The organism is Chloroflexota bacterium, from assembly GCA_016875875.1.
Classification (GTDB): Bacteria; Chloroflexota; Dehalococcoidia; order GIF9; family UBA5629; genus 9FT-COMBO-48-23.
The window spans coordinates 113,331-137,500 of record VGOP01000001.1; the positions used below are offsets into that span (position 1 = coordinate 113,331).

The 24,170-nt window shown below is 48.5% G+C and carries 21 protein-coding genes (1 of these 21 only partly in view); 8 read left to right on the plus strand and 13 right to left on the minus strand.

Annotated elements, in window-relative coordinates; all coding sequences use genetic code 11:
* Window positions 1-108: 108 nt before the first annotated feature.
* From FJ023_00520 to speE, 3 genes are all read right to left on the minus strand, one after another.
* Window positions 109-705 (minus strand): cysteine hydrolase, encoded by a 597-nt coding sequence (locus FJ023_00520; GenBank protein MBM4445830.1) that lies wholly within the window; start codon window positions 703-705, stop codon window positions 109-111.
* A gap of 17 nt (window positions 706-722) precedes the next feature.
* Window positions 723-1,814 (minus strand): NCS2 family permease, encoded by a 1,092-nt coding sequence (locus tag FJ023_00525; protein MBM4445831.1) that lies wholly within the window; start codon window positions 1,812-1,814, stop codon window positions 723-725.
* 441 nt (window positions 1,815-2,255) lie between these two features.
* Window positions 2,256-3,098 (minus strand): polyamine aminopropyltransferase, encoded by an 843-nt coding sequence (gene speE, locus FJ023_00530; protein MBM4445832.1) that lies wholly within the window; start codon window positions 3,096-3,098, stop codon window positions 2,256-2,258.
* A gap of 636 nt (window positions 3,099-3,734) precedes the next feature.
* On the opposite strand from speE, the gene FJ023_00535 reads away from it, so the two are divergent.
* Entirely contained in the window at window positions 3,735-4,412 is a 678-nt protein-coding gene (locus FJ023_00535) for a ribulose-phosphate 3-epimerase (GenBank protein ID MBM4445833.1), read from the plus strand.
* Here the strand turns inward: FJ023_00535 and rpmB are convergent.
* Window positions 4,401-4,589 carry a 50S ribosomal protein L28 gene (gene rpmB / locus FJ023_00540; protein MBM4445834.1) on the minus strand — a complete coding sequence of 63 codons (189 nt, stop codon included), beginning with the start codon at window positions 4,587-4,589 and terminating at the stop codon, window positions 4,401-4,403. The two genes, FJ023_00535 and rpmB, sit on opposite strands and share 12 nt — an antisense overlap.
* A 183-nt stretch (window positions 4,590-4,772) precedes the next feature.
* On the opposite strand from rpmB, the gene FJ023_00545 reads away from it, so the two are divergent.
* The 6 genes from FJ023_00545 (at window position 4,773) to FJ023_00570 (ending at window position 14,133) form a co-directional block, all read left to right on the plus strand.
* The gene (locus FJ023_00545; protein ID MBM4445835.1) at window positions 4,773-6,413 is read left to right on the plus strand and encodes a DAK2 domain-containing protein; all 1,641 of its coding nucleotides are present in this window, start codon (window positions 4,773-4,775) and stop codon (window positions 6,411-6,413) included.
* A 198-nt stretch (window positions 6,414-6,611) separates the two neighbouring features.
* Window positions 6,612-9,080, plus strand: coding sequence for an ATP-dependent DNA helicase RecG (recG, locus tag FJ023_00550; GenBank protein ID MBM4445836.1), 2,469 nt, complete (start codon window positions 6,612-6,614; stop codon window positions 9,078-9,080).
* A gap of 111 nt (window positions 9,081-9,191) precedes the next feature.
* Window positions 9,192-10,853 carry an arginine--tRNA ligase gene (locus tag FJ023_00555; protein ID MBM4445837.1) on the plus strand — a complete coding sequence of 554 codons (1,662 nt, stop codon included), beginning with the start codon at window positions 9,192-9,194 and terminating at the stop codon, window positions 10,851-10,853.
* A 67-nt stretch (window positions 10,854-10,920) separates the two neighbouring features.
* Entirely contained in the window at window positions 10,921-11,913 is a 993-nt protein-coding gene (gene trpS, locus FJ023_00560; protein ID MBM4445838.1) for a tryptophan--tRNA ligase, read from the plus strand.
* Between the two features lie 11 nt (window positions 11,914-11,924).
* Window positions 11,925-12,734: an inositol monophosphatase gene (locus FJ023_00565; GenBank protein ID MBM4445839.1), complete on the plus strand. Its 810-nt coding sequence runs from the start codon at window positions 11,925-11,927 to the stop codon at window positions 12,732-12,734.
* Window positions 12,691-14,133 (plus strand): hypothetical protein, encoded by a 1,443-nt coding sequence (locus FJ023_00570; protein MBM4445840.1) that lies wholly within the window; start codon window positions 12,691-12,693, stop codon window positions 14,131-14,133. Before FJ023_00565 ends, FJ023_00570 begins: the two co-directional genes overlap by 44 nt.
* Window positions 14,134-14,615: 482 nt before the next feature.
* Here FJ023_00570 and FJ023_00575 read toward each other — a convergent pair whose 3' ends face one another.
* From FJ023_00575 to gatC, 7 genes are all read right to left on the minus strand, one after another.
* The gene (locus tag FJ023_00575) at window positions 14,616-15,305 is read right to left on the minus strand and encodes a helix-turn-helix domain-containing protein (GenBank protein MBM4445841.1); all 690 of its coding nucleotides are present in this window, start codon (window positions 15,303-15,305) and stop codon (window positions 14,616-14,618) included.
* A gap of 10 nt (window positions 15,306-15,315) precedes the next feature.
* The gene (locus tag FJ023_00580) at window positions 15,316-16,479 is read right to left on the minus strand and encodes an acyl-CoA dehydrogenase (GenBank protein ID MBM4445842.1); all 1,164 of its coding nucleotides are present in this window, start codon (window positions 16,477-16,479) and stop codon (window positions 15,316-15,318) included.
* Between the two features lie 51 nt (window positions 16,480-16,530).
* Complete coding sequence (locus FJ023_00585) at window positions 16,531-17,706, minus strand: aminotransferase class I/II-fold pyridoxal phosphate-dependent enzyme (GenBank protein MBM4445843.1); 1,176 nt, start codon at window positions 17,704-17,706, stop codon at window positions 16,531-16,533.
* Between the two features lie 63 nt (window positions 17,707-17,769).
* A complete protein-coding gene (locus FJ023_00590; GenBank protein ID MBM4445844.1) occupies window positions 17,770-18,249 on the minus strand; it encodes an Lrp/AsnC family transcriptional regulator in 480 nt (159 codons plus the stop codon).
* Window positions 18,250-18,258: 9 nt separating this feature from the next.
* The gene (locus FJ023_00595) at window positions 18,259-18,477 is read right to left on the minus strand and encodes a hypothetical protein (protein ID MBM4445845.1); all 219 of its coding nucleotides are present in this window, start codon (window positions 18,475-18,477) and stop codon (window positions 18,259-18,261) included.
* A 118-nt stretch (window positions 18,478-18,595) separates the two neighbouring features.
* Window positions 18,596-20,056, minus strand: a complete 1,461-nt coding sequence (gene gatA / locus FJ023_00600; protein MBM4445846.1) for an Asp-tRNA(Asn)/Glu-tRNA(Gln) amidotransferase subunit GatA — start codon at window positions 20,054-20,056, stop codon at window positions 18,596-18,598.
* Window positions 20,057-20,059: 3 nt separating this feature from the next.
* Window positions 20,060-20,347 (minus strand): Asp-tRNA(Asn)/Glu-tRNA(Gln) amidotransferase subunit GatC, encoded by a 288-nt coding sequence (gatC, locus tag FJ023_00605; GenBank protein MBM4445847.1) that lies wholly within the window; start codon window positions 20,345-20,347, stop codon window positions 20,060-20,062.
* 257 nt (window positions 20,348-20,604) lie between these two features.
* Here gatC and fusA point away from each other — a divergent pair, with 257 nt between their 5' ends.
* Window positions 20,605-22,665, plus strand: coding sequence for an elongation factor G (gene fusA / locus FJ023_00610; GenBank protein ID MBM4445848.1), 2,061 nt, complete (start codon window positions 20,605-20,607; stop codon window positions 22,663-22,665).
* A gap of 15 nt (window positions 22,666-22,680) precedes the next feature.
* On the opposite strand, the gene FJ023_00615 is transcribed toward fusA, so the two are convergent.
* Together FJ023_00615 and FJ023_00620 are read right to left on the minus strand one after the other, a co-directional pair.
* Window positions 22,681-23,679 (minus strand): electron transfer flavoprotein subunit alpha/FixB family protein, encoded by a 999-nt coding sequence (locus FJ023_00615; protein MBM4445849.1) that lies wholly within the window; start codon window positions 23,677-23,679, stop codon window positions 22,681-22,683.
* 28 nt (window positions 23,680-23,707) lie between these two features.
* Window positions 23,708-24,170, minus strand: the 3' portion of a protein-coding gene (locus FJ023_00620) for an electron transfer flavoprotein subunit beta/FixA family protein (GenBank protein MBM4445850.1). 344 nt of this gene lie beyond the right edge of the window; only the last 463 of its 807 coding nucleotides appear in the window; its start codon lies off the right edge, out of view; its stop codon occupies window positions 23,708-23,710.

Here is a 24,170-nt window from a genome sequence, read left to right on the forward strand (position 1 = left end):
ACTGGATAAGGCGGTGCTTGTCAGAAATACCACGAAAGAAAAACCCCAGGCATTGCCTGGGGTTTTTTAACATGGTCGCTGTGAAACTAAAGTAGCACTCCTTTTATGTTATGTTTTATATTTGGCTATTGCCCCTAGCACGTCCTCCAACTTAACTCTAGCACCAGCCTGCAGGTACTCCATAGCTGTCATGGAGGCGTTATGTTCCTCAACGCTAGTCCCAGCACAGCATTCCTCAATTACACGGACACGGTAGTCACGCTGGTGTGCTGATGCTGTAGAGTAATGGACGCAAACGTTGGTAACCAGCCCAACCAGAATAAGAGTATCGCCAGGTTTTATACCTAAGCCATTCAGCAGATACTCCATACCGGTACCTAAGAAGATATCATATCTTGGCTTCTTGATTACATAGTCGTTTGCCGCTACTTTTAAGTCCTTGACGATCTCAACCCCCTGGGTGCCCTCAAGACAATGATATGCTTCAGCGCCATCAAGCTCCCGGCCGAAGTCAACCTTGTCCTTTCGGTGGAATTCCTGAGTAAAGATTACTGGAATACCAGCCTTGCGACCAGCCTCAATTAGGCGGTTTATTCTCGGTACTATTTCACAGCCATCTACTGCTGGTACCGCACCCCCAGGCAGAAAATCGTATTGCACGTCAATTACCACAATAGCCGCTCTGCCTTCAATCATTTTGACCATTCAATCACCCCCTTAACTTAACCGCCAAATATTCCCATTAGTGCCCGCACTATTATGCCTACGACCATACCCAGGAATGGGTCTATAGTGGCAGCGGTAACACCAGCGGCAACGGCACTTGGCACTGGATCAGCTAATATGCCTTCTATATTACTCGGGATTACTATCATCGGTCCTAGGACTAGTAAGAAGCCACATATTGCCTGTGCCGGAACATATCTCCCCCAGCGAGGAAGCAGGCCAAAAAGGAGTATTGCTGCTGTTAGCACCATCATTAATATCCCTGACCACATTGGATGAGGAGCGGCGGCAGTGGCGCTTATAATTGGCTCAACATTGGCGCCGCCAAATAGGGCACTGAAGAAGCCACCTAAACCAGAGGCAATGTTGACATGGTCAGCATTAAAGGTTGCACCAGCTAAACCAGCATCTACACCGCTATAGGCTATGCTAGTACCAGTACGCAGTGCCAATATAGCAAGAGCGGCTCGTACGACGTTGGTGTTTCCGAAGAGTTTGAGGTCCCGCCAGGATCGCGGCACCAGTCTCACCTTCTCAATCTCTGGATTAGAGACGACTGGCTCGTAAACCTTGAGGATTCTGCCAGCAATGACGCCGGCTAAGACACTGCCAACCAAGGCAATAATTAACCCCCAATCAGGGCTGGGAATAAAGATGAACAGGATATAGGCCACCACTGCCGAAGTCAGCCCGATTTTCCAATTTCCTCTTAAAATATCGATGGCTACAATTGCCAAGATTAAGCCAGCTCCTGTCATCATGCCACTTTGGATTCCCCCGCCAATAAAATTAGCAATGGCGGTAAAGACGCCAATGAACCCTAGCAGGGCGCCAACTAGGCCAGCTAGCATGACCGCATAGCACATAGATCGCCAGTCACCTTTGGCCCGGCGGGAAACCACCGTCAAACCTTCTACCTGGAAGGAGACCGGGACTATTGAGCCGTAGATAAGCATGAATAAGGCACCCACCAGAAAACCAATTCCGGTTGCCTTAGCGGCAAAACCAAGGGTCAGGGCTACCAATCCTTCACCCAAGGTATCACCAAGGGTAAAAACTGCTGCTAAGACATCTTGCAATATTTCCATACTTTTTACCTCCTATAAATTCGATTTTACCAAAGCCGACCTCTTTGTAGTCTCAAGCTAGCGAGACTTCTAAATCCTGCGTTGAGATGTTTCCCTGATTGTGATAGTGTCCCATATATCACCTCCTTCCTCCTTCTACCTCAGTCTTCCCGAAAAATATCGACGAGCTCCACGTGGAGCTCGTCTTTTGTAATCTCATTTGGTGTCATGGAGAGATAATAACTCACCTTCAACCGCCACAATCTCCTTGTGCGACAGGACATCACTGGCAGCGTGTAGCCCCATCGAATAAAGGCCGTCTGGCTCCAGGATGGTTCTACAACGAAAAAAATCGTAGCACCTTACATATGCCCTGTCAATACCTTTTGGGCTGTTTTTCTTAAAAAATTTAGGGGGTGTACCATCCCCCATATTTGAATACCTGGCTGCTCCTGATTCCAATTACCAATCCAGGTTACAGTCGAGTAGTTTCCTGCGCAGGCTACTTGGCACAAAAGCTTTCTTGTGTATCTCCTCATCATAATACTTAGTGATGACTTCTTGTTTCCTGTTTTGGGCAGCTACCGGATACTTGGTCGATGCAATAGAGAATGTCCACCAGTTGCCTGGGTAGGTCGCCAGTGAAACACAATAAAGCTCCACAATCTTAAACAGTCTGCCGAGTCTAATCTGCACGTCGGCCACGAACTTACGATGAAAGTGAAGCGATTCCGTCTGAATTACAAACATACCCGTCTCGTTCAGTATGGACAATATATCAGCGAAAAACTGGTCGATAAACAGGCGCTTGCCGTATCCCACTGGGTCAGTGGAATCGACTATGACTACGTCAAAAGGGCCTCTTGCCTGCCTAACATAACGCGTGCCATCCGTGCATTTCACATGTACACGTGGGTCTGAAAAGCCTCCGGCAAGCTCGTGGAAGAAACGCTTGGAAGTTTCAATCACTTGTCTGTCTATCTCGACCAGTTGCACTCTCTCCACTGAGTTGTGCTTAAGCACCTCTCGCAAAGTCCCTCCGTCTCCCCCTCCAATGATCAGAACGGTTCTGGGATTGGGATGCGCATGAAGTATCACATGTGCCAGCATCTCATGGTAGAAGAATTCGTCTCTTTCTGTCAGTTGAACCACACCATCCAGAACCAGCATCTTCCCAAAATCTGGACTCTCAAATACCTGTATTTCTTGATATTTGCTTTTTCCACAGTACAGTATGCCGCTTACCCGATAAATGTAGCGGATAGGTGAGAATGGGTCTCTCTCAAGGAATACTAAATCATGCATTGGTGTGACCCTATAGTAGTAGTAACTCTTCCCGTTCTTCTGTTAACGCTTCCGTAGCGAGATTTAGTGTCAGAGCCCAAGTATAGCATGCTGGTTCGTACTCGGACAATTTAGAGATGATTGCTTGTTCGTGGGCAGAAAATCTCCGTCTCGCTCTACGGCTACGGTCTGGCTACTCATGATAAAGGCGATGTCTTAGACCAGGGCGCTTCGCCCGGCCTTATCCCCTATCTGGGAGCGACAACAGTCCAGGCCGACGTGCAAAGCGGCGAGGATTAGTGTATAACTAGGAGAGGACTAAAAAGACTCAAGTGCTGGGGATCTGTCATTGTTGGAAGTGTTCACCTGGCTGATTATCTGGTGAGAAAGGGATTGCCCTTTCACTAGACACATAGCAGTGTAGGCAGGTTAGACAGCGCTGTAGGTAAGTTAGTACAATATACTATCGGCAAGATAGAAGCCTCCGAGAGCTAAGTTTGGACGAATATAGTAACTTCTCATTTCTTTTCGCCGAGGATGTGTATGATATCACAGTGGAAACCTCAGTAGTCGCAGCTCAGAATGCCACCAGTGGCACTGCTCCAAAGCAAGTGGTAGCTGCCTTGACGCGGGCTAGAAAGCTTGTCGGGGAGAGTAATGAAAAATAGGCGAATTAAGCTGGCGCCGTCAATTCTTTCGGCTGATTTCAGCCGTCTTGGTGAACAAGTTGCCGAGGTAGCCAAAGCTGGCGCTGACTATATTCACGTTGATGTGATGGATGGGCATTTCGTGCCTAATATAACCATTGGTGCTCCTGTGGTAGCTTCACTCCGCTCTTGGACTGACCTCCCCTTAGACGTACATTTGATGATTGAACGACCAGAGGACCATATCTCACAGTTTGCTGAAGCTGGCGCCAATATTATCACAGTCCACGTTGAGGCTTGTACACATTTGCACCGCCTAATTGAGGCGATAAAAGGCTTGGGAGTCAAAACTGGAGTGGCTTTGAATCCTGCCACCCCACTGGACTCGTTAGATGAAGTGCTTCCTTTGCTTGACTTGGTATTGGTTATGACTGTCAATCCTGGCTTTGGCGGCCAGGCTTTCATTAATAGTATGATGGATAAGATAGCCCGGCTGCGGAGAATACTGGATGACAGGCAAGCCAAGGCGGAGCTGGAGGTAGATGGTGGTATCACTGCTGGTATAGCGCCGGAGGTAGTTGAAGCAGGAGCTGAGGTTCTGGTTGCCGGAGCTGCGATTTTTGGTTTTAAGCAAGGCGCTGGGAAGTCGTTGCAGGAGATGAGGAGGGCGCTTGGTTTAGTGGGCTAATTTATGTTGACTGCGAAGACAGCGGGTACACAGATTAAGCCGTTTTGGTTTCCCATCAAGCAAAATCGTAGTTGGCTGAATATTAGGCAGCCAGCGCCGTCTGGTGTGCTGCTTCGAGTGGCTTACCCTATGGCCAAAGTGTACTGTTTTGCCACAGATGTCGCATTTTGTAGCCAAATTATTAACTCCTTTTGCGCGAATGAGACTATTTAATTATACTGCCCGCCATTCTGGGCAAGGTGAAGAATCTAGAGACCATTCGTAACTGCTCAAGTTGACAAGCATGTATGCTGCACAAGCGGGTCTTGACAACAGGAGTAAAATTATACCACAATTTCCAGATTATACAAAGGAGAAAAAATGAAGCAGCTCCATTCCTGTGGCGGTCAGGAGTTTAGGGATATGTTTGCCGCTGGAAGCAGATGGCTGGAGAAAAGCGTTCCAGACATCAATGCCATAAACGTTTTTCCTGTGCCTGATGGCGATACCGGGACGAACATGTTTCTTACTCTGCGCTCGGTCATGGAAGAAGCTGACCGAGCTTTTGGTGACAGTGTCTCTGCCGTGGCAAAGGCAATGGCTCAAGGCGCCTTAATGGGCGCTCGAGGAAATTCAGGTGTGATCCTGTCTCAGTTCTTCCGTGGATTAGCCAAGGGACTTGATGAGAAAGAGTATATTACTGGGAGTGATTGGGCGATGGCGTTAAGTGAGGCATCGCGCACTGCTTATAGAGGGCTATCGCAGCCGGTAGAAGGAACCATGTTGACAGTGTTGAAGGACGCATCTAAAGCCGCTGAGGAAGCTGCACGGACCGATTCAGATAACTTGACCAGGGTAACAGAAGCTGCTGTTGATGCGGCTAGGGATTCAGTGGCTAGGACACCTCTTTTGTTAGATGTGCTGCGTGAGGCTGAGGTGGTAGATGCAGGAGGTCAAGGTGTATATGTGTTGCTGGAAGGCGCACTTCGCTATTTAGAAGGAAAGGTTGAAGAAATGAGATACCGGCGACCGCAAATGGTTGCTGCTGAGTTACCTGTGGGCGCCACCAAGGCAGCTCCATATGTGGCTGAAGCAGAAGAGCCCTATGGATATTGTACAAACTTCTTGCTCGAAGGCCATAAACTTAATCCTGACAAAATCAGAAAGAAGCTGGAAATCAAGGGTCAGTCTATTGTCGTTGTTGGCGATGAGACTATGGTTAGGGTTCACATTCATACCTATGATCCTGGCAGTATTATACGGTATGCTTCTTCCTTAGGCACTTTGCATCAGTTACAGATTCAGAATATGGATGATCAGCATGTCGGCTTTATTGAGATGCAGAAGGGAAAATTGCCAAGTTTGGAAATCGGCGTGGTAGCTGTTGCCGCTGGAAGCGGGATGATAGGGGTCTTCCATAGTCTAGGAGCGGCGGCGATAGTCCTAGGTGGACAGACAATGAATCCCAGCGTACAGGAGATACTCCAGGCAGTTGAGGCGGTGACGTCTCAAAAGGTGATTCTGTTGCCCAATAATAAAAATATTATCTTGGCTGCTTCTCAAATCCAATCGCTCACGTCCAAAGAAGTGTCTGTGGTACCAACGAAGACTGTGCCTCAAGGAATAGCAGCCCTCATTGCGTTCAACTATGAAGGGGGCATGGAAGAAAACGTTCAGGCTATGGTGGAGGCAATAGCCACGGTGAAAACTGTGGAAATCACCGAGGCAGCACGCAGTACTAAGTTACAGGGCTTGAAGATAAAGAAAGGGCAGACGATTGCCATCGTGGATGATGAAAATCTAGTTGCTGCCGGTGATAATATAACTGAGGTTCTCTTTGAAGCTCTTGATAAGGCAGGCATTGAATCAGCGGAGGTGGTGACTGTGTATTATGGCACCGACGTTGAAGCAACTCAGGCAGAACAGGTGATTCAAAAAATCCGTGATAATTATCCTGAAAAGCAGGTGGAGATGGTATCTGGCGGGCAACCCCATTACCGCTACATAGTTTCTCTGGAATGATACTTCTGGGAGTGTTGTGGCTATGGTCAAGATTGTAACTGCTACTGAGACTGGCGTGATTCCAGAACTGGCTCAGCAGCGATGCACCTTAGTGCTTAAACTATGTCATAGATTGCTCAGGATTGGGCCGATATTGGGAGGCCATGCTAGGCCTGGTGTTCTACTGGTGGCACTTGCAGAAGGTTAGGGCCAGTGACAATCCCTTCACGCATAAATGTCGAGCCGCTGCGCACTATCCTCCAAATGGAATGCCAGAAGAATTATGCTAATACCACGGTTCTCGGCGGGCTCGACAAGTACCTCCGTAAATGGGCTAGAGAAACTAGAGACGGTATAAATTCTCCTGAACTTCTGGCTCGTTTCACTGAACTTCAGTTGACTGATTCTGACTATGCTAGGTGGGATGCAGATAAGCGCAAAGCGTGGATAAAAGATGTCCTCGATTGGCTGGCTCAAGCGGAAGCGTTAGCGAAAAAAATGTCGGCAAAAAAGAGTCCAGCCCGTTCTAAGGTAGTAAGTCGGCCATCGGCTGGTCATGTAGCTCCTTCACCGAAGCGCCCCAAAGACTTAGACTCGCCGGTAACTACTGCCAAGGGGATTGCTGCTAGTTTAGCTAGCAAGCTGGACAAGCTGGGGGTGCATACAATTCGCGACTTACTTTACTTTTTCCCCAGGCGCCATCTCGATTATAGCCAGAGGAAATCTATTGCTGAGCTTGAGGTGGATGAGGAACAGACTATTTTGGCTACGATATGGGAGGCTCGCATAGCTAGACTAGGTCCTCAACAAGGTACTGAAGTCATCGTCGGTGATGAGACGGGTAATATGAGGGCAGTCTGGTTTAATCAACCTTTTTTGGCTAAGAACTTCCGCACTAATGCTCAATTGGTGCTCAGTGGCAGGGTATCTGAGTTTAAGGGTAACAAAGTATTTGAATCACCAGAATGGGAACTGGTTGAGGATAAAGAGTTAATTCATACCGGTCGTCTGGTGCCTGTTTATCCCTTGACCCGAGGGCTATATCCCAGGCAGGTGAGGAATCTGGTAAAAAAGGTCATTGATGATTGGGCATGGCTGGTGACCGATTTTTTGCCACAGGAGATTAAAAATAGCTGTCGGCTCCTAGATTTGCCCCAAGCTATTATCCAAGCGCACTATCCAGATAGCTATTTAGTGAAGGCCGAGGCAAGAAGGCGTCTGGCTTTCGATGAGCTTTTCCTTCTTCAATTGGGTGTGCTCGGCAAAAAACGGGAATGGCAGGAAAGTCAACCGGGTAATGCCTTCATCGTAAATAGAGAGAGTCTCGATAAATTTCTGTGTTCTCTGCCTTTCGCTTTAACCCAAGCGCAGCAGCGAGTCCTGCACGAAATCCTCGCTGACCTGCAAGAGATACGGCCTATGTCACGTCTTCTTCAGGGTGAGGTTGGTAGTGGCAAAACTGTGGTGGCTACGGCGGCTTTGCTGGTAGCTGCAGATAATGGTTATCAAGGAGCGTTCATGGCGCCAACTGAGATATTAGCTGAGCAGCACTTTCGCAATGTTTGCCAACTTTTATCTAAGGTGAGCAAAGGGGGGGATGAACAGGACAATGTTCGCTGCTACCATGGGCTCTTTTCTCATCCTGTCACATCTGCTCTATTGACTGGAAGCCTGAGTGAGAAAGAGAAAGTAGCGATACATCAGCAGATTCAAGAAGGCAAGGTAGATATCATTATAGGCACGCATGCTCTAATTCAGAAGGCAGTGGAGTTTTCCAAACTTGGGTTGGTAGTGATTGATGAACAGCATCGCTTTGGAGTTTTGCAACGCTTGGCGTTGCGTCAGAAGGGATTTAATCCCCACATACTGGTGATGACGGCTACTCCTATTCCACGGACCCTGTCGTTAACTCTTTATGGTGACTTGGACCTTTCGGTTATTGATGAACTACCTCCAGGCCGGCAGGAGATAAAGACAAGGTGGCTTAGACCTGAACAGAGAGGCAGGGCTTATGACTTTCTCCGCAGGCAAATCCTTGATGGACAACAAGCTTTCATAATCTGTCCTCTTATTGAAGAATCTGAAAATATCGAGGCTAAAGCAGCAGTTGCCGAATATGAGCGGTTGTCGAAGGAGATTTTTCCTGACTTAAGGCTTGGCTTACTCCATGGTCGGATGGCAACCAGTGAGAAAGAGAAAGCAATGCAGCGCTTCCGGGATGGCAACATTGATATTCTGGTGTCCACACCTGTCGTGGAAGTCGGCATTGATGTGCCTAACGCCACCGTTATGTTGGTGGAGGCGGCCGACCGTTTCGGTTTATCGCAGTTGCATCAGTTTCGTGGTCGTGTAGGGCGAGGTGAGAAGCAAAGTTACTGTTTGCTTTTAGCTGAGAAGCCCTCGCCTGAGGGGAGCGAGAGATTGAAGGCCATAGAAGAGATTCAAAATGGTTTTGTCTTAGCTGAGAAGGATTTGGAGCTACGAGGGCCGGGCGAATTCTTTGGTACTCGCCAGAGCGGTTTGCCGGACCTACGTATGGCTAAGATATCTGACACCTCACTTCTGGAGTTAGCTCGGAATGAGGCAATCGCTCTTTTTCAGAGGGATTTTGGCCTCACGGTGCCTGAACACCATCTCTTGGCTCAGGAACTAGCCCGTGTTTGGCAAACCGGCAGTGAGGTGAGCTGATTTGAAAGTTAACGGTAGTAGTTCTAATATATTAGCCGTGTTCCGTAATCTTGCTCTTCACTCTGAGTGTAGCGGCCAAAGAATCTCATTGTCTAACAGTCATTAAGTTTAATGGTCATCAAACACAAACTGGCTGAAGCTTTAGGGCGAGCTGTAACACAGGCTCAGCACGAAGGAGTGCTTGCTGTTACAACCTTGCCTGAGTTTATTGTGGAACGTTCCCAGAATCCGGAACACGGCGATTATGCCTCCAGTCTTCCGCTGAAACTGGCCAGGACAGCAGATATAGCCCCTCTGTCAATCGCTGAAAAGATTATCGAGTTTATGCCCCCATTGACTGAGGTCGCCAGAATAGTTGTCGCCGCGCCGGGCTTTATCAATTTTGATCTCAGCTCCGATTGGCTAACAAAACAGGTAGGTGTCATTTTGGATGCTGGTGAATTTTACGGGAATATTGACCTAGGCGGCGGAAAGTCAGTTCAGATTGAGTTTGTTAGCGTTAATCCCACCGGGCCTCTTCATGTTGGACATGGTCGGGGTGCGGTCTTGGGGAGCACCTTGGCTAATGTGCTCAGTGCTGCCGGCTATGCTGTCGAGAAGGAATATTACATAAATGATGCAGGTAGCCAATTGGACGCTTTCAATCGTTCTCTCTATGCGCGTTATCAACAATGTCTTGGTGTTGATGCTGAGATGCCGAGCGATGGTTATATGGGCAACTATATGGTTGACCTAGCCGGGGAGATTATTAACAAGGAAGGCAAGCGCTTTGTGGCAATGCCCGGAGACGCGGCCATTCGAGAACTAGGGTCAATCGGAGTGGCTAGGGTAATGGACATGATAAGGCAGGACCTTGAGCTGCTGGGAGTGAAGTTCGATGTCTGGTTTAGTGAACAGAGCCTGTATAAGAATGGCCAATATGAAACGGCTATGAAGTTACTAAGAGAAGGTGGTTATGTGGCAGAAAAGGAAAATGCCACCTGGTTTATATCATCTGCGCTTGGTGAAGACAAAGATAACGTGCTGATACGGAGCGATGGCTCACCTACATATTTTGCTTCCGATATTGCGTATCATTTTAACAAGTTTTTAGAGCGTCACTTTGATACCGTGATTAACATCTGGGGGGCAGATCATCAGGGGCATGTTTCCCGCATGATGGCTATGCTCAATGCTCTGGGAGTAGATATAGAGCGGCTTAAAATCATAATCTGCCAGCTGGTTACATTACGTCGTGGGCAGGAAATAATCAGAGTCTCCAAGCGTAGCGGCGATATTATCACCTTGAGGGAGATAATAGATGAGGTTGGTTCGGATGCCTGTCGCTTTGTCTTTTTGTCTCGTTCAGCCGATGCCCAGATGGACTTCGATTTGGAGTTAGTTAAGAAGCAATCAGCAGAGAATCCGGTCTATTACGTTCAATATGCTCATGCTCGCATTGCTAGTATCCTTCGGTTGGCCACGGAAAAGGGAATCGATTATGCCCGCGGCGATGTTTCCTTGCTTACCACTGAGCCGGAGTTAACCTTAATACGGCGGATGCTCATACTGCCGGAGATACTGGAATTAGTTGCCAGCACGTTAGAGCCCCACCATTTGCCTTACTATGCTCAAGATGTAGCCACTGTTTTCCACAGTTTCTACAAGCAGTGTCGGGTTGTTTCCAAAAATCAGGAGCTGACCTGGGCTAGACTTAAATTGGTCAAGGCAGCACAAATCATCCTCGCCAGAACTCTTCATCTAATGGGAATGACAGCCCCTGAAAGCATGTAGCCCGGATTTTAAGTTCCACCCTCCTTAGGTTCCGTTTGTAGCTGGCGATGCATTATGCTAAACTTTCATGAATATGAAACAACGCGTTTTTTCTGGTGCCCGTCCCACTGGCAGGCAGCATATAGGTAACTATCTCGGCGCAATTCAAAATTATGTTGTCCTTCAAGAGAAGTATGACTGTATTTATTGCATAGTGGATATCCATGCTTTGACGACATTAGAGAATACAGACAGGCTTCAGCAGGATATCCATGAGATGATGCTTGATTGGTTAGCTGCTGGTCTTGACCCGCAAAAAAGCATCCTCTTTGTACAATCACATGTTCCTGAAGTGATGGAGCTTTATACCTTGCTTGGCATGGTCACGCCTCTGGGCTGGCTTTTGCGTGTCCCTACTTTTAAAGAGAAGGCACGGATGCAGCCCCAGAATGTAAACTATGGGCTAGTGGGCTATCCAGTGCTTATGACGGCAGATATCGTGCTTTACAAGGCTGAAGTGGTACCGGTGGGTGAAGACCAACTTCCGCATCTTGAGCTAGCGCGGGAAATTGCTCGCCGCTTCAATTCCCTCTTTGGCCCCACTTTTCCTGAGCCTCAAGCCAAGCTCACTTCTTTTCCCATGGTTTTGGGATTGAACGGCGCTCAGAAGATGGGCAAAAGCTATGATAATTACATTGAGCTGGCGGCTACGCCGGAGGAGACTTCGAAGCTGGTGATGACTGCGGTTACTGACCCGGCCAGGAAATATCGCTCTGATGCAGGTCACCCCGAGGTATGCAATGTCTTCAGTCTTCATGGCTTCTTTAACCCAGACCGTGTGGATGAGATTGCCATGCAGTGTCGTTCCGCAGACATCGGTTGTGTTGATTGCAAGAAGCTGCTGGCTAAAGGGGTAAACTCAAAGCTGGGTGCTTTTCGGGAAAAGAGAGCTTCGTTTGCTGCTAAGCCGAAATATGTAGCTGAAATCCTTGCTGACGGTGCTAAGCGGGCTCAGGTAATCGCCAGAAAGACCTTGACCGAAGTAAAAGAAAAGATGGGGCTTCTTCCTCGAGCGGTTTAGAAGATTTGACTATGCATAACTTGCCCCAAGCCCAGAGCGGGAAGAGTGCCCTTGAAGTAGCTATTACAACAGCTAAAGAAGCCGGTGAGATTCTTTTATCTCATTTCGGCTCCAAAAGACAGATAAGGCGTAAGAGCAAAGGCAATCTGGTTACCGACGCCGATATAATGTCAGAAAAATTCATATTGAAATTTTTACAGAGCGAATACCCAAATTTCAGCATTCTCTCCGAAGAATCCAATCCCTCAGCTCCAACCACTGATTATACTTGGATAGTTGATCCATTGGATGGTACCAACAACTATACCTTCGGCATTCCCTTTTTCTGCGTCAACATCGCTCTGGCCGAAGATGAAGATATCCTGCTTGGGATAACCTATGACCCCGTAAGAAAGGAGCTTTTTAGAGCTGAGAGAGGACAGGGGGCCTACCTCAACGACTCAGCGGTTCGAGTTTCCACAAAAGATTCACTCCAGACCTCTCTGGTGGGATTTGACCTTGGCTACAGCCACGAGCGAGGCGAAGAGATGCTTAATGTGGCCAACAAACTCTGGGGCAAAGTACATTGCTTGAGGGCTATGGGTTCCTCATCTTTAGGTTTAGCCTATGTTGCCTGCGGGCGGGTTAACCTCTACTTTCATCGCTATCTATTTCCTTGGGACATCGCCAGTGGGCTCCTACTGGTTAGAGAAGCCGGCGGTGAAGTTACCGATTGGCAAGGCAAACCAGCGAGCTTTCTAGCCACGGAAATCATTGCCTCGAGCGATCAACTTCACCATGAATTTCTGGCACATTTTGGCCAAGAGCAAGCACCTAAATAAAAACGTAACGGAGGCGAAAATGAAAATAGCAGTTTTGAGCGGAAGCCCAAAAGGCGACCTGAGTGTTACCCTGCAGTATGTAAAACTTATACAGAAGAAATTCCCACAACATGAATTTAAAATCCTCCATGTATCCCAGAACATTCACAGGATAGAGAAAAACGAGGAGACATTCACAAAGATTATAGATGATATCGAAAGCTCCGACGGTATCCTGTGGGCATTTCCCCTTTACGTTTTCCTTGTGCCCTCACAATACAAAAAGTTCATCGAGCTTATATGGGAGCGAAGAGCACAGGCGGCTTTTAAGGATAAGTACACCGCCGTTATCACCACTTCAGTTCATTTCTACGACCACACGGCTCACAACTATATGCGTGCCATTTGTGATGACCTGAATATGAGGTTTGTGGAATCATTCTCCGCCGATATGGAGGACATATTCCTAGAGCAGATGAGAGCTAGGCTGTTGATTTTTGCTAAGAATTTCTTTGAAGCTATTGAGAGTAAACTGCCGACTGCAAAGGCCCATCCTCCGTTGGTTTATAGCAAATTCCGCTATGTTCCGGGCGAGGCAAAGGGCAAAATAGATACCAAAGGTAAAAAGATTGTAGTTATAACAGATGTTCAAGATGGCCGATCCAACCTGGCTAAAATGGTCGAGAGATTCAAAGGCTCATTTCGCCAGGACATCGAGGTGGTTAATCTGTATGACATAAACATCAAGGGCGGATGTCTGGGCTGCATCGAATGTGGATTCGATAACATCTGCGTTTACCAGGGCAAAGACGAATTCATTGATTTCTTCAACACCAAGCTGAGGAATGCCGATATAACAATTTACGCTGGCACCATTAGGGACAGGTTTCTATCCGCCAGGACGAAAATGTCCTGGGACAGGAGCTTCTTCAACGGGCACATACCGGTTCAAGCGGGAAAACAGATGGGATTTATCATTTCCGGCCCCTTAAGTCAGATTCCCAACCTGCGGCAAATCCTCGATGCAATGGCTGAAATGTCTGAGGCCAATCTTGTAGATATTGTCACTGACGAATGCGGAGATTCATCCCAGCTAGACGCTTTGCTGCACAATTTCGCCACCAAATCCGTGCAGTTTTCCGTAGCGAACTATATCAGACCGTCCACATTTCTCGGTGTCGGCGGGCACAAGCTTTTCCGAGATTTTATCTGGGCAAGAGCCCGCTTCCCGTTCCTCGCTGATTTCAGGTACTATCAAGAACACGGTATGTTCGATTTCCCACAGGAGGATAAAAGATACCTGAAGTGGAGCCAGCAAATGATTGATTTAATCAAGACACCCGAGATGAAAGAAACGGTCCGCAAGATGATAAAAACGGAGATGGTCAAAAACTACCAAAAGATAGCCGAAACCGCGTAGGGTGACTTGCAAAAATCCACTACGCACAGCCAGTATGCTCCTGAAACAAAGTCCGTAGTATATAATCCGTAAATAAGAAGCTGGATATTTTCGAAATACCCAGCTTCGATTATTTCTGGTTCTTTATTATTTAGCTCTTGCCTATCCGGAACATTTTAGTCCCGCATCGTGGACAAACACCCTGTGTAGCCGGCTTGCCATTTTTCATTCTAACAGCCCTCGGATTGCTCATCTCTCTTTTAGTGCGGCATTTCATACAGTACGCTTGCATCTCTATATACCTCCTTTTTAAGTTATTAACGATAAACTACTCTTGAAAGTTTATATTACCAATAGAATTTCTGTACTAGTAACCATAGCCTGAATTGTGTGATGGCAATGGTTGAGGGAAGAAGGCTATAATTTCTACTCCATAATCTATGCTTGTCTTCGCTAACAAGAGAGCAGCCGGTGGGAATATCCGCTGCCGATGGAAACGCAGGCTATTTTGCTCCGGTGTATAAGACGGCCAATATCCTTGCCTTGGTCTTGGTGGCGGATTTGACGAGGTGGGGCTGGTTGGAGTCGTAATAGACGGCATCGCCGGGCTTGAGGAATTCGACTCGGTCGCCAACCTGGACTTTCATTTCTCCTTCGAGGACAAAGATGAATTCCTGGCCATCATGTGAGGAGAACTCCTCTGCCTCGGTGGGCAGCAGGGTTACAATAAAAGGCTCCATCATTCGGTTGGCTTTCTCTGGGGCTAACGATTCGTAAGAGTAGCCGTACTGCTCGCTTTTCTTTTTTCCGTACCGCGCTATGGCTTGCCCTTGACCTTTCCGTACTATGGTCATAGGCTTGTCAACGCCGGGGGATATAAAATAGCCCATCTTCATGTCCAGGGCTTTGCCTAATTTAATCAACTGGCCGAGAGGCGGCGCCATTTCACTTGACTCTATTTGTTTCAACGCAGCCACATCAATGCCGGTGCGGCTGCTGATGTCTTCAAGGGTGAGGCCACGCATTTCGCGGGCTGTTCGAATTCGTTCGCCCAGAGCCTCTGCTTTCTTTTCTACTGCCCTAGCAGATGCCAGGCGGGAAGCATCGGTCAGAAAATCTTCATGCCCGGCAGGCTTGCGTTTGGCTGAGCCTGTTTTGCCAGCCGTTTTAATGCGCTTTTCCTCTTTTTTCATGTCTTTCCTCCTAGATTGCCCTTCTGGCTACACCGATATGCCGAGCAATCACGATTCGCAGAATCTCCGATGTCCCCTCTCCGATTTCCAGAAGCCTCTGGTCTCGATAGAATCTTTCTATTCTGAAATCTTTCATCAGCCCATAGCCGCCGTGGAGCTGCAAGGCTTGGTGAACACAGCGGTGCATGACCTCTGAGCAATAGAGCTTGGCCATGGCTGCCTCTTTGGTTATGGAAAGGTTGTTCTCTCGCATCCAGCAAGCCTTGTAGAGAAAATTTCTGGCCAGTTCGATCTCAAGAGCCATGTCGGCTAGCTTAAAGGCGTTGACCTGGAAGGTGCTGATAGGCCGGCCGAACTGGATACGCGAATTGGCATACTCCAAAGCTATCTCGAAAGCTCCTTGGGAACCGCCGAGCCCCATGGCTGCTATGCTCAGGCGCCCGCCATCTAAGGTGGACAGCATCTGGTGAAAGCCATCGCCTATCTTTCCCAAAAGATTTTCTTTGGGCACGATGCAGTCATCGAAGAAGAGTTCACCAGTATTGGATGACCGCCACATCATCTTGCCTTTCATCTCTTTGGCGGTGAAGCCGGGCGCATCGCTGGGAACAATGAAACAACTGAGCTCTGCATGCCCACCGTCTCGCTTGCCGGTCACTGCCTGGACAACGATGACGCCGGTTAGCGGACAGGCTGCGTTGGTGATGAAGATCTTCCTGCCATTGATAATCCAGCGGTCTCCTTTAAGTTCGGCTGTAGTGCGAGAGCTGCCGGCGTCTGAGCCAGCTTCAGGCTCAGTAAGGCCAAAAGCTGCCAGATACTTTCCTGAGCAGAGCTTGGGAAGCCAGTCCTGCTTCTGTTTCTCGTTGCCGAAGTAGTAGATTGGCCCGATACCTAGAGAGTTTCCAGCAGCAATGGTAGCGGCGTGGGAACCATCTACTCTGGCTAGCTCCTCGACCACTATGATATAAGAGATGTACCCCATGTTCGAGCCGCCGTATTTCTCGGGGACAAAGCAACCCAGAAGGCCCAGTTCGGCCATTTTCTGCGTTAGCTCGATGGAGAACTTTTCTTTCTCATCCAGCTCTTTGGCGACTGGTGCTATCTCCCTCTCGGCAAAATCGCGAACTGCCTGACGTGTTAGTTTTTGTTCCTCAGTTAGTTCGAAATCCATGGCATACCTCTCCTGCCTAACATTATTTTCTTGTTGTCCGGCTTCCAGCCATCACTTCTTGCGGTGTCTTTCGATGAATCTGCCCATTCTCTTCAAGGCTTCTTCGATGTCGGGGAGGGCAGTGGCATAGCAGCAGCGGAGGTAGCCTTCACCACACTGGCCAAAAGCCGAGCCGGGGACTACAGCTACCTTTTCCTCCCATAGCAGCTTCTCAGCGAACTCTTCTGATGTCATGCCGGTGACTTTTATGGAGGGGAAGGCGTAAAAGGCGCCTCTTGGCTCGAAGCAGGACAAGCCGATATCTCTAAGTCCTTTAACGATGACCCGGCGACGCCTGTCGTAATCTCTGACCATGGCATCTACTTCGCTGTCGTTGGCCTTTAATGCTTCAAGAGCTGCCATCTGTCCCATTATGGGAGCACATAGCATGGTGTATTGGTGAATCTTGGTCATGGCTCCAATGATTTCCTTATCGGAGGCTGCGTAACCGATTCTCCATCCAGTCATGGCGTAAGCTTTGGAAAAGCCATTTAACAGGATGGTGCGCTCTCTCATGCCAGGGAGAGTGGCGAGGCAGGTATGCTCCACACCATAGACCAGTCGGCCATAGACTTCGTCTGATACCACCAGCAGGTTATATCGTTTAGCCAGTTCAGCGATTTGAGTCAGCTCTTCTTTTGACAGAACCGCGCCAGTGGGATTGCATGGGTAGCCAAGCAGGATAGCCTTTGTCTTTTGAGTAATCCGCGGCTCAATATCGGCGGCGGTTATTTCAAAATTGTTCTCCTCAGTGGTGGGTACTTGGACCGGTGCCCCGCCGGCCAGGCTAACGGATGCAGGATAGGCGACATAGCAGGGGTTGGGCATGATGACTTCATCACCCGGATTGAGTATGGCTCTCATGGCGAGGTCGAGACCTTCGCTGACGCCGACAGTGATGAGGATTTCGTCCTCGGAGTCATAGGTCAGCCCGAATCGGGATTCGAGGTGCCCTGATAATTCTGCTCTTAATTCAGGCATGCCTTTGTTGGAAGTGTACATAGTGTAGCCTTTTTCCAGCGAGTAAATAGCGGCTTCACAAATGTGCCATGGGGTGACGAAATCAGGCTCGCCGACGCCGAGGGAAATTACACCTTCTATGGAGGAGAGTAAATCAAAGAACTTTCTGATACCCGAAGGTGGGATTGCCCTCACAATTTCGGATATGTGGCTTTGAGATAGTTTAATATGACTTGACCCGCTTTTGGACACAGGAGCCTCCTGTCTGCGGAGCAGAGAATGGAATTGCGGTTATGGGGTTACGGGCAGACGCTTAACCCCTTCGCCGCCCTCCAGTATTTCGCCGTCCTCCTTGTATTTCTTAAGTATGAAATGGGTAACAGTCCCCTGCACTGCTTCCAGAGGTGCAAGTTTTTCTGAGACAAAGACAGCGATTTCCTGCATAGTCTTACCGGCTACTAGTACTGCCAGATCATAGGTGCCAGAGGCGAGGTATACGGAGCGAGCTTCGTGGAAACGATAAATGCGTTCGGCGATGGAGTCAAAGCCAACATTGCGTTGCGGAACGACCTTGACCTCAACAAGTGCCCAGACCTGCTCTTCGCCCAATTTAGACCAATCAATGACGGTCTTATATTTTAATATGGCACGGTCTGCTTCGGCCTTTTTAATCGTCTTTTTTACATCGGCAACTGACGTGCCGGTCATGGTTGAGATTTGCTCAGGTGTCAATCGGGCATCTTTTTCCAAAGCCTCGAGAATTTTTTTCATATCGCCTCCTCACCTTTGGTTGATAAGCCACCATTGGTCTTGGGTCTCATTATAGCAGAGTTCGAAGAGCTTCTCATCTTCGGTGATGACCCTGAAAAACTTTTTACCTGGCTCCAGCCACTCCTTCTCTATTCGGGATACCTTATGCTCTTTGTCCTGCCAAAAGAAAGATACTGGTCTCTGAGCGTAGGTATGGCCTGAATAGCACTTGACTTGCACTTTATCCAACCCCCATCTCCTTTAGAGCATGCCTAACAATCCAGGTACGTTATTGCGAGTCGAAGACGAGGCAATTTCAGAGATTGCTTCGTCGCTATGCTCCTCGCAATGACACTTAACCTCTATTTTATATCGGCGGTTTTCTTTTGTGCCAGTCGGTGGACTGCTCGTAGGCAAAGGCGATATGGAGTATGGTTTCTTCGTCGAAAGGCTTCCCTATAATCTGCATACCTATAGGTAAACCGTCGGCGAATCCGGCCGGCACGGAGATGGCGGGGAGGCCGGCGATGTTTATGGGTAAAGTACAAACATCGCTCAGATACATTTGTATAGGGTCATCCACCTTTTCACCAAGCTTGAATGGCACTGTAGGTGATGTGGGGGTAACCAGAGCATCATATTTCTCGAAAGCCTGGTCAAATTCCCGTCTTATTAAAGTGCGCACCTTCTGAGCTTTTAGGTAGTAGGCATCGTAGTAGCCGGCAGATAGAGCATAGGTTCCCAGCATGATTCGTCTCTTGACCTCATCTCCGAAGCCGAACTGCTTTGTTTTCTCCATAGCCTCCCACATGTTATTGGTGTCTTGGTAGGAGAAGCCGTACTTTACGCCATCGTACCTGGCCAGGTTCGCTGAAGCCTCGGAAGGGGCTAGTATGTAATATACGGCCAGGGCATATTTAGTGAGGGACAAAGAGGCATCCCGGTCTACGTTAGCCCCCAATTCCTCCAGCTTGTTTATTGCTGTCTCTATACTGGCTCTTACCTCCTTTTGCATACCCTCGACGAAGTACTCCTTAGGGATACCTAGACGCAGGTTGTTAAGCTTTGGAATCAGTGCTTTGGTGTAATCAGGAACGGGGTAAGGAGCCGATGTAGAATCTTTGGGGTCATGACCGGCGATGACATTAAGCACCAGGGCACAGTCGGCAACGTTTTTGGTTATGGGGCCAATCTGGTCGAGCGAGTTGGCAAAGGCGACCAGCCCAAAACGGCTCACCCTACCGTAGGTTGGTTTTAAACCAACCACACTGCAGAATCCAGCAGGCTGGCGGATACTGCCACCGGTATCGGAGCCAAGGGCGTATATAGCCTCATCGGTAGCCACGGCAGCGGCTGAGCCGCCACTGCTGCCGCCGGGGACACGGTCTAAGTTCCAAGGGTTTCGTGTGGGGAAGAAAGCGGAATTCTCTGTTGATGAACCCATGGCGAACTCGTCCATATTTGTCTTCCCTAGGATAACCGTTTTGCTGGCTTTTAGCTTGTCTATAACCGTTGCATCGTAAGGCGGGACAAAACTTTCCAAAACTTTTGAGGAACAGGTGGTCTTGATGCCTTTGGTGCACATAACGTCTTTAATCAAAGCGGGGATGCCGGTTAATGGTTCAATTTTGCCGCTGCTTATGGTTTTGTCTGCTTCCTTGGCCTGCTTTAAAGCAGTATCCTCACTGATGGTTACGCAAGCGTGGACCTTGTCTTCTACTTTAGCCAGACGTGCCAGATTTGCTTTGGTCAATTCGACCGAGGATATATTCCTATCTTTTAGAAGCTGGTGAGCTTGGCTGATAGTTAGCTGATGTAGGTCACTCATGGTTTATTCCAGAACTGCCCGAGTCTTGAAACAATTGCCGTCACGCTGAGGTGCATTATCCAGAATCTCTTTTACTGGGTAAGACGCCTTTGGCTCATCTGGCCTGAAGACGTTCTGCAGAGCAATAGATTGGGCTGTGGGTGGTAGGTCGGTGGTGTCAATCTGCTTGAGTATCTCGAAGTTTTCCAGAATGTCGGATAGCTGAATTCTAAACTTCTCGATTTCAGCTTCGCTCAGTCCCAATCTGGCTAGGAGGGCGATATGTTTTACTTCCTCACGACTTAGTTTCATTTTTGCTATACCTCAGAAAATGATGAAGGCCGTCTTTAAAATTAACGTTGGATATTATAACACAAAGCATGATGGAGTCATCTCATCTTTCATCCTCACTCCACTCTCTCCCGTCGAGGGAGAGGGGGATTTTTTGAGATTGCTTCGTCGCATGCTCCAACCTGCCCGAATATCTCTGCCTTGACGGTTAGAACCAGACATTGCTACAATGCCACTGCCCACAAAGGGAAACTGCAACTAGGAACGAGGTGCGATAAGTGCATCATTTTGAACCAGAAAAAATTCGTAACGTTGTCTTATTATCTCATTCCGGCGCTGGCAAAACGTCGCTATCTGAAGCGATGCTTTTCAGTTCAGGGGCTATTAACCGCTTAGGCAATGTGGCTGACGGGACAACCACTTCAGACTATGACCCTTCCGAAGTAAAGCGCCAGATTAGCATCAACCTGTCTTTGCTACCATGTCAGTGGAAAGATTGCAAGCTTAACCTGATTGATACACCGGGCTACCCTGATTTTGTGGCTGAAGTTAAAGCAGGGTTAGCGGTGAGCGAGGGTGCGGTCATTGTGGTTTGCGCTGTCTCTGGTGTAGAGGTTGGCACTGAGCAGGTGTGGGGGTACGCCAGCGAGGCAAAACTGCCGTGCCTCATCTTTGTGAATAAGATGGACAGGGAGAATGCGAACTTCTTTAATGCCTTGAAGGACATTCAAGGCAAACTGGGCAAGAAATGCTTGCCTATTCAATTGCCGATAGGTTCTCAGAAAGATTTCCAGGGGGTAGTGGACATTGTAACAAAGAAGGCTTATAGTGGCACCCCACTAAAGGAAACCGAGTTGCCTTCGTCTATTGCGGGCGATGTAGATTCTTATCGCGAGAAGCTAATCGAAGCAGTGGTAGAGGTTGATGATGAACTTATTACCAAATATCTGGATGGGGAAGAGATAAGCGACGAGCAGATTTACCGCTGCATAAAAGAGGCTACTAAGCTGGGCAAGGTTGTGCCAGTGCTGGTTGGTTCTGCACTTAAGAATGCTGCAATCACTCCTCTGATGGATGCTATTCACGATTATATGCCATCACCTAAGGAGCGGGATGCAGTGAAAGCCATTAATGCATCGACGAAAGCTGAAGAGGTGGTTGAGCCGATTCCAGGAGCACTTTTGTCGGCCTTTGTTTTCAAGACTACTAATGACCCTCGTGTGGGCAAGGTCAGCTATTTTAGAGTTTATTCAGGAACTATTTCCAGCAATTCACAGGTATGGAATTCCAATAAAGGCGCAGTGGAAAGAATAGGGCAACTGTTTGTCTTGCGGGGTAAAACACAGGAGCCAGCGCCCCATCTCGGCGCTGGAGACATCGGTGCTGTAGCTAAGCTAGCCTCTACCACTACAGGGGATACTCTTGGTTCACGTGAACATCCGCTGAAGTTTGCCCCGATTCATTTCCCCCAGCCGTTATTAAACATGGCTGTACATCCTAAAGCGAGAGGCGACTTGGACAAAATGAGCACGGTACTGCCTAAAATATGCGAAGAGGACTTTACTCTGAAAGTGCAACGAGAGGCTGATATAGGCGAGATACTCCTCGGGGGAATGGGTGAAACACATCTTGATGTTGCTGCTGAAAGGCTGTCGAGCAAGTTCGGCGTAGAAGTTAACCTTCAGCGACCTAAGGTACCTTATAAAGAGACTATCACTGTAAGAACTGAGGCAGAGTACAAACACAAGAAGCAAACCGGTGGTCATGGCCAGTATGGCCATGTCTTGTTAGAGTTGGAGCCTTTGCCGAGGGGTACCGGTTTTGAATTTACAGAGAGGGTGGTTGGTGGAGCCGTGCCCAGGAATTATATTCCAGCAGTGGAAAAAGGAGTTAATGAAGCCAGACTTGAGGGAGTTCTAGCTGGGTGTCCCGTAGTTGATGTCAGGGTAACGCTTTTCGATGGAAGCTCTCACTCCGTGGATTCGTCGGATATGGCTTTTAAAATTGCCGCGGCGCAGGCTTTGAAAAAAGGGCTGACTGAAGGACAACCTGTCCTGCTCGAGCCCATTGTGAACATGACAATCACCGTGCCAGATACTCTTACAGGCGATATAATCGGTGACCTTAACACCAAACGAGGCCGTGTGTTAGGCATGAATCCAGGGAACGGAGTCAATATTATTCAAGCACAGGCACCATTGGCAGAGGTTCAGCGTTACGCTGTTGACCTGAGGTCAATGACTCAGGCGCGTGGCACCTTCACCGTTGAATTCAGCCACTATGAAGAAGTGCCAAGCCAAGTCGCTCAGAAAGTTATGGCCCAGAAAGCTAATCCGTAACAGTGTTCTAGCCCGTTAGCCAGCCAGAAGCTCCTTGACTTTCTCAGTAAAGGCAGGCAGGACCTGTTTCCAATCGCCTACCACACCGAAGCGCGCCTCCTTAAATATATTAGCCTCAGGGTCTTTGTTGATGGCTATTATGTTTTTGGCGCCGGAACATCCAGCTAAATGCTGACTGGCCCCGGAAATACCTACCGCGATGTAGAGTTCCGGTGTGACGATTTTGCCGGTAAGCCCTATCTGCATTGCGTCTGGTACCCACTTGTTATCACAAGGTGGCCTGGAAGCTCCTACTGCACCCTTTAATACCTTGGCTAGTTCCTCTAATTGCTTAAAGCCGTCGGGTCCACCAATTCCTCTGCCTCCGGTCACTATTGCTTGAGCATCTTCGAGCTTTACCCCAGCGACCTCTTCTTTTACTGTTTCGAGTACCTTCGTTCTTATCTTTGCCGGGTCTAGTTCAACCTTGATAGATGCAATCTCTCCCTTTCTTGCTTCATCAGGTGCCAGTGGCGACATGGCTTTCTGCCTGACTGTTGCCATCTGAGGGAAAACTTCCGAGGTGAAGGTAGCCCGCGCGTTGCCACCGTAAACAGGTCGGGTCTGCTGGAGAAACTTAGTCCCCGGGTCGATGCTCAACTCCAGGCAGTCCATGGATACGCTGACGCCTAATCTAAAGGATAGCCTGGGGGCCAAATCGCGCCCCACAGATGTTTGTCCGAAAATAAGAATTCGTGGCGAAAGGTCCTTTACTGCCTTTTCCATTACGGCAACGTATGAATCTGTTTGGTAATCTTTCAGCAGTGGATCCTCGGCGGCATATACTTTGTCGGCTCCGTAAGCTACAGCTTTTTTAGGGGCATCGCCTAACTTGTCGCCGACCAGTATGCATAGCAAGTCTTCTTTCAGTTCATCGGCAAGACGCCGACCGCAGCCCAGAAGCTCAGTAGTAATTGAGCTTAATTTGCCATCAATCAGTTCGCCATAGACCATAATTCCTTTATATTCAGCCATTATAACCTCCTGTGATTACTTCTTAGTTCTAGATTATTTTTGCTTCTCTAAGCCTGGCAGCCAATTTAGTAGCAGCTTCCGCGGGGGTATCAGCCTCTACGATTTCGCACTTACCCTCTTTAACTGGCTGGAAAAGCTTGAGAAGCTTAGCTCGTCGGCCAGCAGCACCTATTTGTGATGGCTCGAGCCCGACATCGGCCGGTTTCCATACCGTAGGCTGCTTTTTGGCTGCTGCCATAATTCCTTTCAGGGTAGCATAGCGGGCTTCACCGAGTTCATTGCTGACTGTAATCAGGGCAGGGAGTGTCACCTCGATGACCTGATAACCATCGGAGATTACTCGTTCCACCTTGGCTTTACCATCAGTAGCTTCTATTTTCTTGGCCACGGTAACGCTAGGAATTCCAAGTATTTCCGCAATACCCGAGCCAACCTGTCCAGCATCCCAGTCGGCTGCCTGACGACCGCAGAAAATGAGGTCATATTCTCCT